The 10186-nt window shown below is 73.3% G+C and carries 11 protein-coding genes and 1 tRNA gene; 1 reads left to right on the top strand and 11 read right to left on the bottom strand.

The annotated features are described in order from the left end of the window. Position 1: 1 nt before the first annotated feature. The 7 genes from QK440_RS39890 to QK440_RS39860 form a co-directional block, all read right to left on the bottom strand. Positions 2 to 74: transfer RNA gene (locus QK440_RS39890), tRNA-Ala, on the bottom strand. Between the two features lie 146 nt (positions 75 to 220). After that, positions 221 to 862 carry a histidine phosphatase family protein gene (locus QK440_RS39885; RefSeq protein ID WP_282798165.1) on the bottom strand — a complete coding sequence of 214 codons (642 nt, stop codon included), beginning with the start codon at positions 860 to 862 and terminating at the stop codon, positions 221 to 223. After that, positions 859 to 1317, bottom strand: a complete 459-nt coding sequence (gene rsfS / locus QK440_RS39880; protein WP_190135053.1) for a ribosome silencing factor — start codon at positions 1315 to 1317, stop codon at positions 859 to 861. Before rsfS ends, QK440_RS39885 begins: the two co-directional genes overlap by 4 nt. 254 nt (positions 1318 to 1571) lie before the next feature. Continuing rightward, positions 1572 to 3434 carry an LCP family protein gene (locus tag QK440_RS39875; protein WP_282798164.1) on the bottom strand — a complete coding sequence of 621 codons (1863 nt, stop codon included), beginning with the start codon at positions 3432 to 3434 and terminating at the stop codon, positions 1572 to 1574. 16 nt (positions 3435 to 3450) lie between these two features. Beyond that, the gene (gene nadD / locus QK440_RS39870; RefSeq protein WP_282798163.1) at positions 3451 to 4101 is read right to left on the bottom strand and encodes a nicotinate-nucleotide adenylyltransferase; all 651 of its coding nucleotides are present in this window, start codon (positions 4099 to 4101) and stop codon (positions 3451 to 3453) included. Between the two features lie 154 nt (positions 4102 to 4255). Beyond that, positions 4256 to 4420 carry a hypothetical protein gene (locus tag QK440_RS39865; protein WP_190135050.1) on the bottom strand — a complete coding sequence of 55 codons (165 nt, stop codon included), beginning with the start codon at positions 4418 to 4420 and terminating at the stop codon, positions 4256 to 4258. Between the two features lie 157 nt (positions 4421 to 4577). Next, positions 4578 to 4730, bottom strand: coding sequence for a hypothetical protein (locus tag QK440_RS39860; RefSeq protein WP_190135049.1), 153 nt, complete (start codon positions 4728 to 4730; stop codon positions 4578 to 4580). A gap of 98 nt (positions 4731 to 4828) precedes the next feature. Here QK440_RS39860 and QK440_RS39855 point away from each other — a divergent pair, with 98 nt between their 5' ends. Beyond that, complete coding sequence (locus QK440_RS39855) at positions 4829 to 5899, top strand: M48 family metallopeptidase (protein ID WP_282798162.1); 1071 nt, start codon at positions 4829 to 4831, stop codon at positions 5897 to 5899. 91 nt (positions 5900 to 5990) lie between these two features. Here QK440_RS39855 and QK440_RS39850 read toward each other — a convergent pair whose 3' ends face one another. From QK440_RS39850 to QK440_RS39835, 4 genes are all read right to left on the bottom strand, one after another. Further along, on the bottom strand, positions 5991 to 7055 hold the full coding sequence (locus QK440_RS39850; protein ID WP_282798161.1) for a hypothetical protein: 1065 nt from the start codon (positions 7053 to 7055) through the stop codon (positions 5991 to 5993). A 121-nt stretch (positions 7056 to 7176) separates the two neighbouring features. Next, positions 7177 to 7800, bottom strand: coding sequence for a hypothetical protein (locus QK440_RS39845; protein WP_282798160.1), 624 nt, complete (start codon positions 7798 to 7800; stop codon positions 7177 to 7179). A 126-nt stretch (positions 7801 to 7926) separates the two neighbouring features. Then, on the bottom strand, positions 7927 to 9213 hold the full coding sequence (locus QK440_RS39840; RefSeq protein WP_282798159.1) for a glutamate-5-semialdehyde dehydrogenase: 1287 nt from the start codon (positions 9211 to 9213) through the stop codon (positions 7927 to 7929). 161 nt (positions 9214 to 9374) lie between these two features. Then, complete coding sequence (locus QK440_RS39835; RefSeq protein WP_282798158.1) at positions 9375 to 9884, bottom strand: hypothetical protein; 510 nt, start codon at positions 9882 to 9884, stop codon at positions 9375 to 9377. Between the last annotated feature and the right edge of the window lie 302 nt (positions 9885 to 10186).

Below are 10186 nucleotides of genomic sequence, written 5' to 3'. Positions count from 1 at the left end.
GTGGAGCTAAGGAGAATTGAACTCCTGACCTCTTGCATGCCATGCAAGCGCTCTACCAACTGAGCTATAGCCCCTTGTGTTCTTCCGTTCTTCCCGCTCGGCGGGGCGAACAAGAAGAACTTTAGCCTGCCACCTGCCCAAACGCGAAATCCGGGTCCCGGGCCCCGAGGGAGTCCGCTTCCGGGCCCCGCGGGGCCGTGGCCGACCCGTCGGGCACGGCCTAGTCGTCGTCGCCGAGGACCGGCTCCGGGAGCGTGCCCGCGTTGTGCTCAAGGAGGCGCCAGCCGCGGGCGCCCTGGCCGAGGACGGACCAGCAGCAGTTGGAGAGCCCGCCCAGGCTCTCCCAGTGGTGGGAGTCCAGGCCGAGGAGGCGGCCGATGGTGGTGCGGATCGTGCCGCCGTGGCTGGCGACGACGAGCGTGCCGTTGTCCGGCAGCTTCTCGGCGTGGCGCAGGACGACGGGGGCGGCCCGGTCGGCGACCTCGGTCTCCAGCTCACCGCCGCCGCGCCGCACCGGCTCGCCCCGCTTCCACGCGGCGTACTGCTCGCCGTAGCGCTCGATGATCTCCTCGTGGGTGAGGCCCTGCCACCGCCCCGCGTACGTCTCGCGCAGCGCCTCGTCGTGCGTGACCTCCAGGCCGGTGACGGCGGCGAGCTCGGCGGCCGTCGCGGCGGCGCGCTTCAGGTCGGAGGCGATGATCGCGTCGGGCTTCAGGGAGGCGAGCAGACGGGCGGCCCGCCGGGCCTGGGCCACGCCCGCGTCGGTGAGCTCGATGTCCGTGGAGCCCTGGAAGCGGCGCTCCAGGTTCCAGGCCGTCTGGCCGTGCCGCCACAGGATGAGCCGCAACCCTCGGCCCGTCACCGCACCTCACCGCCGAGGTGACGCATCTCCTCGGCCTCCTCCGCGGCTTGCTGGAGCTTGGCGTGTTCCGCGGCCTTGCCGCGGGTGGCCTTGGCGTCGGCGGGCAGGTCGATCTCGGGGCAGTCCTTCCACAGGCGCTCGAGGGCGTAGAACACGCGCTCCTCGCTGTGCTGGACGTGCACGACGATGTCGACGTAGTCGAGCAGGACCCAGCGGGCCTCGCGGTCGCCCTCGCGGCGCACCGGCTTGGCGCCGAGCTCCTTGCTCAGCCGCTCCTCGATCTCGTCGACGATCGACTTGACCTGGCGGTCGTTGGGCGCGGAGGCGAGCAGGAAGGCGTCCGTGATCGACAGCACGTCGCTGACGTCGTACGCGATGATGTCGTGCGCGAGCTTGTCGGCGGCCGCCTGGGCGGCGACGGTGATGAGCTCGGTGGAGCGGTCCGTGGCGGTCACTAGTGAGCTTTCCTTCAGACGGGCAATACCCCTCAAGGGTCTCACGGACTGCCGACGGCTCCCCAGACGATTTTTCGATCACGGGGGCCATCGATCACAGGGGCCCGCCGGGCACCTCGGAAGCCAGGGCTCCGCCCGGCCCCGGCCACGGCCCCGCACAGGCGACGCCCCGGCCACGCTCCCGCGCGGAAACGCCCCCGGCCGCGCCCCCGTACAGGTCAGGGCGGCGCGGCCGCGGCGCACCCGCGGCGGGCTCAGTCCGCGTCGTAGTCCCGGCCCAGCACCACCGACACGTCCGCGTTCGTCGGCGCCTCGCCCTTGCGGACGGCGGTCGCGGGCAGGCCCAGGGTCTTGGCGACCTCCGCGGCCTCCTGCTTCTTCGCCGCGTCGGCGTACGTGACCTGCGAGGCCGGGGCGGGCGTGGAGCCGGTGCCGCCGTCCACGAAGGTGTAGCCGCCGTTGACGAGGGCGATGCGGGCGCTCTGGGTGGCGGCCTTGCCGCCGGTGGCGTTCTTCACACCGACGCGGACGGCCGCGCCCTGCTCCGGGCTCTTCACGACGCCGCCGAGCACGTCCTTGACCACGTCGGCGGAGGCCTTCTCGGTCAGCGTGCCGTCCTGCCGCACCGGCAGGACCGTGGTGGCGTAGTCACCGCCCTTGGCGCGGTCGGAGAGCTTGGCGAGGAAGGCGCCGAGGTCCTTCTCCTGCAGGGACGGGTCGAGGATCTGCGCGAGCGACTGCACGGTGACCGTGGCGGCCTGCGGGTCCGTCGACAGCTTGCGCAGCACCCCCTGCATGACCTGCCCGAACCGTTCGAGCTGCGCGGTCTCGTCCTCGCCGGGCGCCCGGTAGGTGGCGTACGCGACGGCCATCGGGCCGCTCAGGGTCTGCTGCTCGCCCTTGTGGACCAGCGGGGTCCCGCCCTTGCGCTTGGACTTGGGGTCCGGCACGTCGGCGTTGGTGTCGATGTCGATGTTGCCGACGAGTTCGACGAGGTTGTTGAGATAGGGGGTGTCGAGCCGCCAGGTGCCCTCGACCTTCGTGCCGAGCAGCGTGTCGAGTTCCTCGCGCGTGCCGGTCGAACCGTCGTCGTCGACGGACTTGCCGAGCGTGGTCGTCGTACCGTCGTCGCTGGTCAGGGCGAGGGAGTTGGGCAGCAGCACGGTGGCGCCGCGCCGGGCGGTGGTGTTGTTCACCAGGAGTGCGGTGGAGGTGCCGCCGCCCTTGGTGTTGTGCAGGTGCACGACGACGACGTCCCGCTTCTGCGGCCCGGCGGCGGCCGGTCCGCCGGACGAGCCGTCCGACTGGCCGGGCAGCTTGCCCGCGGCCCACAGGTAGCCGACGCCGCCGATGAGGGCGAGCGCGAGCACGACGGCCAGGACGACGACCCGCGAGCGTCCGCGCCGCTTGGCCTCCTCGCGCCGCTCGGTGCGGCTCTCGGTGAACTTCAGCCAGTCGATGACGTCTTCGGAGTCCTCGTCGGGCTCCTCGATGAAGGAGAACTGCTCGGTGCGGTACTCGCGGGGCTCGTCGGCCGCGGGCGATCCGGCGTCGCCGTGGTCCCCGCCGCCGGCGTGCCCCTCGCCCGCGTCCGGCACCGCCCCGGCATAGGCCTGGTGCTGCTGGGCCTGCTGCGACTCCCGGGCCCGCTGACTCCGCTGAGCCTCCTGCGCCTCCTGCGCCTGGTGACTCTGCTGCGCCTGGTGACCCTGCTGCGCCAAGTGCCCCTGGGGCGCCTGCTCCTGCGGCTGCTGCTGGTGCGGGATCCAGCCGGTGGGATCCGCCGTTCCGTACGTGCCGCTGCCGTACGCGGTGTCGTACGTGGCGTCGTACGCGGTGTCGTAGGAGGGCCCGGTGGCGTACGTGTCGTACGACTGCTGGGGGGCGGGCGCACCGGTGCCGTACGCGGCCGCCGCGGGGTCGGCGCCCTGGGCGTAGGGGTCGTACCCGTACGCCTGCTGCGGCTGGGCGGCGTACGCGTCGTGCGAGGGGGCCGCCTGGCGGGGCACGAGCTGGTAGACCGGCCGCCCGTACTCGTCGTACCCGACGACCTCGTACTGAGCCGCCGCGTCACCCTCGTACTCGCCCCCGTAAGGGTCGTACTGTCGGTCGTTCACCGGTGCCCCTCTCGGCTCATTCGCCGCGGTACAGCTCGCGCTTGTCGATGTAACGCACCACGCCGTCGGGCACCAGGTACCAGACGGGCTCGCCCTTGGCGACGCGGGCCCGGCAGTCCGTGGAGGAGATGGCGAGGGCGGGCACCTCCACCAGGGAGACGCCGCCCGCGGGCAGGCCGGGGTCGGCCAGGGTGTGGCCGGGACGGGTGACGCCGATGAAGTGGGCCAGCGCGAACAGTTCCTCGGCGTCGCGCCAGGTGAGGATCTGGCCGAGCGCGTCGGCGCCGGTGATGAAGAACAGGTCCGTGTCGGGGTTGAGGCGGCGCAGGTCACGCAGGGTGTCCGTGGTGTACGTGGGGCCGCCGCGGTCGATGTCGATGCGGCTCACGGAGAACTGCGGGTTCTCGGCGGTCGCGATGACCGTCATCAGATAGCGGTCCTCGGCGGGCGAGACCTTCTTGTGGCTCTTCTGCCACGGCTGCCCGGTCGGTACGAAGACGACCTCGTCCAGGTGGAACTGGGCGGCGACCTCACTGGCCGCCACCAGGTGTCCGTGGTGGATCGGATCGAACGTTCCACCCATGACGCCCAGACGGCGCTTGGCGGCGCTCGCCGGGCCGGTGCCCGGTCCGCTCCCCGGGCCGGTAGGCATGTCCTGCTCTCCCATGCGTGCAGACACTACCGGCCCGGACGGGCGGCTCCGCTGTCAGCCGTACGGGTCAGTACGGCGGCCGTACGGGTCGGTACGGCGACCGCCGCGGCTCGCGGCCGGGCGGCTGGGGGCGGCGGCGCTCGGCCACCGGCCGGCGCTCAGGCGCAGCTCAGCGGTCGCGGTTGAAGCGCGTGGTGATCCACAGCAGCAGGAGCAGGACGACGAGGGCGCCGCCGCCGGTGACGTAGGGGCTGAGGCTTTCGTGGTTGCCACCGTGCTCCCCGCCCTCGTTCGCGAGGGTGACAAGCTGGGCGGCGGTGCTGTGGAGGCTCATCGTCAGCAGGACCTATCCGGTGTGGGATCGGGATAAAGACTGGAGCCATCGTAAGCGGGGGGCGTGTCGGGGCTCACGTCGCCCTGCCGGACGGGCCTCTGCTCACGTCGCCCTGCCGGACGGGCCCCGGGCGCGGCCCTTCCCCGGAACCGTCAGGTCACTTCCGGTAACCGCGGAGGAGCAGCCAGCCCACCAGGACGCAGCCGACGACCATCACGATCAGGACGATGCGGAGCAGGTTGCCCGGGCCCTGCTTGTCGGCCGCGTGGGCGGCCAGGGTGAGGGCGTCTGCGGGAGAGATGTGCTCCATGGCGGGTGACTCCTTCTGTGCGCTGCCCTGTCACGGTATCTCCGCCTAGGCTGGGGACCGTCTCGGGGGCAGGAAGGACACGACATGGGGGATGCGGCATGACCAACGGCAACCACGGCGACACGGGCAGCGGCCACGAGAACGTGCCGGGCCGGCAGCGCAGACGCTTCCCGGGCATCTCTTCGCGGGCCTACGAGCACCCCGCGGACCGCTCGGCCCTGGTGGCCCTGCGCAAGCTGACCGGGTTCGACACGGTCTTCAAGGCGCTCAGCGGGCTGCTCCCCGAGCGCAGCCTGAGGCTGCTGTTCCTTTCGGACTCCGTGCGCGTGTCCGACGCCCAGTTCGCGCACCTCAACGACATGCTGCGGGACGCCTGCTACATCCTGGACCTGGAGAAGGTCCCGCCGATGTACGTCACGCAGGACCCGAAGCCGAACGCGATGTGCATCGGGCTCGACGAGCCGATCATCGTCGTCACCACCGGCCTGGTCGAGCTGCTCGACGAGGAGGAGATGCGTGCGGTCGTCGGGCACGAGGTGGGCCACGCCCTGTCCGGCCACTCCGTGTACCGCACGATCCTGCTGTTCCTGACGAGCCTCGCGCTGAAGGTGGCGTGGATCCCGCTCGGCAACGTGGCGATCATGGCGATCGTGACCGCGCTGCGCGAGTGGTTCCGCAAGTCGGAGCTGTCGGCGGACCGCGCGGGCCTGCTCGTGGGCCAGGACCTCCAGGCGTCCATGCGCGGCCTGATGAAGATCGCGGGCGGCAACCACCTGCACGAGATGAACGTGGACGCGTTCCTGGAGCAGGCCGAGGAGTACGAGGCCGGGGGCGATCTGCGCGACTCCGTGCTGAAGATCCTGAACGTGCTGCCGCGCTCGCACCCCTTCACCACTGTGCGCGCCGCCGAGCTGAAGAAGTGGGCCGAGAGCCGCGATTACCAGCGGCTCATGGACGGCCACTACCCGCGCCGTGACGAGGACAAGGACACCTCGGTCACCGACTCCTTCCGGCAGTCGGCGTCGGCGTACGCGGAGGACGTGCGCGCCAGCAAGGACCCGCTGATGAAGCTCGTCGCCGACATCGCCGGGGGCGCGGGCGACCTGGGCGGCAAGCTGCGCGGCCGGTTCACGGGGCAGGGCGGCGGCCCGGCGGACCGCGGCGAGTAGCGGGCCCGACGCGCTTCGGCACACCGGGCCCGGCGGACCGGCCCGCCGCGGCCCGGCCCGGCCCGTCCGGAGGACCGCCCGCCCCGGCGGGCTACACCTTCGGCTGGGCCGCCCCGGCCAGCGTGCCGCACAGCGCCGTCGCCTGGCCCGTCGCGAACGGGTCGGTGCCCGCGGGGCCGGCCGCCCCGGCCCTCTCGCCCGCGAGCAGCGGCCGCAGGTGGTGCGTGGTGTCGCCGGCGCAGGCCAGCGGCCCGGCCTGGACGTACGAGACGAGCAGCTCGGCCTGGTGCATGCGCAGGTCGTCGCGGTCGAAGCGGAAGTGCAGTTCGCGGCGGACCGTGAACAGCGAGGCGCGGGCGCGGGCGGCGGCGCCCGCGGGCCGCAGCGCGTAGACGAAGGTGTGGTCGGAGGCCACTTCGAGGGTGTCCCTGTCGGCCTCGCTGACCCGCAGGGAGCCGTGCACGCGCACGCCCGGGTCGGCGAGCGCCGTCCTCGCCGGGTCGAACCGCACCAGCCAGCCGGTGGGCGCGTGCCGTCCGTCGGCGGCCGGGTGCGCGAAGCTGCGGTCGAACTGGTCGAGTTGGGCGGGGTCGAGGAGCACGCGGGCGGAGCGCACGGAGCGGCCGCGGAGCACGTCCGGGTCGAGCGAGGACTCCACGAGGTAGTCCTTGGCGGTGGTGAGGGCGGCGACGACCTGGTCCTCGGTGAAGTGCTCGGTGCGCCGGACGGCGGGCAGGGCGATGCCGCCCGCGCCGGTGCCGAACTGCGCGGCGGGGCTCTTCGCGAACAGGTCGGCGGCCTTCTCGGCGCCGGGCACGCGGCCCTGCGGGGCGAGCGGGATGACGGTCATGCGCAGCGGCTCGGGCCGGTGGGCGGCGGGGCTGTCGTAGGGCTGGCGCACGCCCATGTACAGGGCGGTGCCGAAGGCGACGGTGATGAGGACGACGAGGATCACGACCTGCCGGGAGAGCCGGCGGTGCGGACTCGGCCTGCGGCGCACGGCGCGGGCGTGGTCCCCCATGCGCTCCCGCGCGGAGAGCTCCTGTAATCGCGCAGCGCGGACGAACGACTCGTCGAAGACGACGGATCGGTACTCGTCCTCACCCCCGGGAGCGCCCTCGGGTGTCCCCGCAGGTGGTTCTCCTGGCCCGCCCATACCTTCAGGGTAGGTCTCCGGGCCGCGCGGTAAACGCCCTCGTACACGACAAGTTCTGACGCCGATTCACGGGCCGCGTCAGCGCGTTCGCCGTGCTCACGGGCCGGTTTCCGGGGGCCCGTCAGGGGGTGCGGGGCTCCGCGGACACGGCCGGGCGGCCGAACTCCGCCGACGCGGAGGGCCCGCCCGCCTCGCCCGCGCCCGGGCCGCCCGCGCCGGTGGTCTGCTCGACCTCGGTGGTGGCGGGCGGGGGGATGCGGTCCGAGCGGCCGTTCGACGCGCCCCGGTACACCGCGGCGAAGGCGAAGGCGACCATGCCGACCCCCATCAGGAGGGCGAGCATCCAGGCCACGGGGCGGTGCCAGCGGATCTTCCCGCGCCGGCCGTAGCGCCCGCGGCCGTCCTCGAGCAGCTCGGCGTCGTCGAGGTCGTCGAACGCGCCGTCGCGGGCGAACAGGGCGCCGTCCGGGCCGTATCCGTCGTAGGCGTCGAAGTCGTCGTCGGGGGTGTCCCCGGCGTCCGGGCCGGGGCGGCGGGCGCGGGCGCGGCGGGCCTCGGCCTCGGCGCGCTCCTGGGCGGCGGCGAGGAGGCGCTCCACGGCGGTGGGCTCGTGGATCTCCGCGGCGCGTACGAAGTCCTCGTCGAAGACCACGGAGGCGAACGCGTCGTCCGCACCCCCGTGGTCGCGGTCGTCGTCGGGCTCCCCGCCGTCGGCGAACGGCGTGCCCCCCACGTCCTCCGGCACGCCTCCAGCGTAGACCTGGAGGGTGGATTTGGGCAGACGCACAGGGAATTCAGGGGGTGTGACCCCCTGGGCGCGGGGCGCGTCAGCGCACGTGTCCGTCCGCGTCAGCGCACGTGCCCGTCTGCGTCAGCGCACGTGTCCGTCGCCCGTGACGATGTACTTCGTCGAGGTCAGTTCCGGCAGTCCCATCGGTCCGCGCGCGTGCAGCTTCTGGGTCGAGATGCCGATCTCGGCGCCGAAGCCGAACTGGCCGCCGTCGGTGAACCGCGTCGAGGCGTTCACGGCGACCGTCGTGGAGTCCACCAGCTGGGTGAACCGGCGGGCGGCCTGCTGCGAGGTGGTGACGATGGCCTCGGTGTGCCCGGAGGTCCACAGCCGGATGTGCTCCACGGCCTGCTCCAGGGTGTCGACGACGGCCGCCGCGATGTCGTGGGAGAGGTACTCGGTCTCCCAGTCCTCGGCGGTGGCGGGCACGACGGTGGCCTTCGAGCCGGGGGCGTACGCCTGCACGCGCTCGTCGGCGTGCACGGTGACGCCCGCCTCGGCGAGCGCGTCCAGGGCGCGCGGCAGGAAGGCGTCGGCGATGTCCTGGTGGACCAGGAGGGTCTCGGCGGCGTTGCAGACGCTGACGCGCTGGGCCTTGGAGTTGACGAGGATCTCGACGGCCGTGTCCAGGTCGGCGCGCGCGTCCACGTAGACGTGGCAGTTGCCGGTGCCGGTCTCGATCACCGGCACGGTGGACTCCTCGACGACGGTCCTGATCAGCGAGGCGCCGCCGCGCGGGATCAGGACGTCGACGAGGCCGCGGGCGCGCATCAGCTCGCGGACGGAGTCGCGGCTCTCGCCGGGCACGAGCTGCACGGCGTCGGCGGGCAGCCCGGCGCCGCCGACGGCGTCGCGCACCACCCGGACGAGCGCCGTGTTGGAGGCGTACGCCGAGGACGAGCCGCGGAGCAGGACCGCGTTGCCGGACTTCAGGCAGAGGGCGGCGGCGTCCACGGTGACGTTCGGCCGGGCCTCGTAGATGATGCCGACGACGCCGAGCGGGACGCGGACCTGGCGCAGGTCGATGCCGTTGGGGAGGGTGGAGCCGCGGACGACCTCGCCGACGGGGTCGGGCAGGGCGGCGACGTCCCGTACGTCGGAGGCGATGGCCCGCACGCGCTCGGGGGTGAGGGTGAGCCGGTCGACGATCGCCTCGCTCGTGCCGGCCGCGCGGGCGCGCTCGACGTCCTCGGCGTTGGCCTCGACGATCTCCGCCGTGCGCACCTCCAGGGCGTCGGCGACGGCGAGCAGCGCGTCGTCCTTCGCGGCCCGTGGCAGCGGCGCGAGCTGCTGCGCGGCGGCGCGGGCGCGGTAGGCCGCCTGCGCGACCGGGGTCAGGTTGTCGTACGGGGAGAGCGGCGCGGTCATGAGGGCAGCGTAACCCCGTGCCGGAGGGCGGCCCGCGCGCGTTCCGCTCCGCGAGACGTGGCCGGTTCCGGCCAGGTCCGGTATCCGGTGTGCGGCGGCCGACCGCTCGCCGGAGGCCGGTCGTCCCCGCGCGGCGGGGCCGGGCCCGGCTTGTGTCCCGGTCAGAACGGGTGGACGCCCACCGGGGTCGCGGGCAGCGGGCCGTAGCCCTCCGCGATCCGCTGGTGGTAGGTGTCGCGGTCGATCACTTCCAGGCCGACGATCTCCCAGGGCGGGAGCCGGGCCGTCTGCCGGTGCTCGCCCCACAGGCGCAGCGCGACCGCGGCGGCGTCGTGCAGGTCGCGGGCCTCTTCCCAGTAGCGGATCTCCGCGTGGTCGTTGGCGTATCTGCTGGTCAGCAGGAAGGGGTGGTCGTGGGCGAGCTGTTCCAGGCCCCGCCGGATCTCCTGCAGGGGGGTGCGGGCGCCGGAGACGCTCAGGGTGACGTGCCACAGGCGCGGCACCTGGGGCTGCTCGCCGGCGGTCTCCCCGGTGCCCTCGTCCGTCTCGCGCGCTCGCGGCTCCTGGTCGTCCTCGCGCGCGTCCCCGGCGTACGTCGCCCCCGCGGCGACGCTCGTCAGGGCGCGCTCAGCCGGCCCGCGGGACGCCGCCCCAGGGCGCACTCGTCTCACGACGGCCTCCTTCAACCAGTGGTGTGCGGACACGCGACGGTGACGACGCGACGGTCGTGCGGAAGTTCCTTGCCACAAAGTTGAGCAGGACAAGCGGTCCCGCGGGGCGATTTTGCTGAGTTTCCCCTCGGCCGGGCCGTCCTCGTGCCGGCGTTCGCGCCTGTTTTCGGCCGGATTCCCCAGGTGCGGCCGGGCCCCCGGGCCCCGCCCCCACCCCAAACAGGTGGAGACACACCAGGGGGTACCCGGTCACCCCATACCCCACCTAACCCGGGCCCACCGCCCCGGCCACCGCGCGCCTG

It is taken from the genome of Streptomyces sp. CC224B (assembly GCF_030010595.1).
Classification (GTDB): Bacteria; Actinomycetota; Actinomycetes; order Streptomycetales; family Streptomycetaceae; genus Streptomyces; species Streptomyces longispororuber.
Note: the sequence above shows the minus strand (reverse complement) of the source record. Positions and strands in the feature narration are given on the sequence as shown.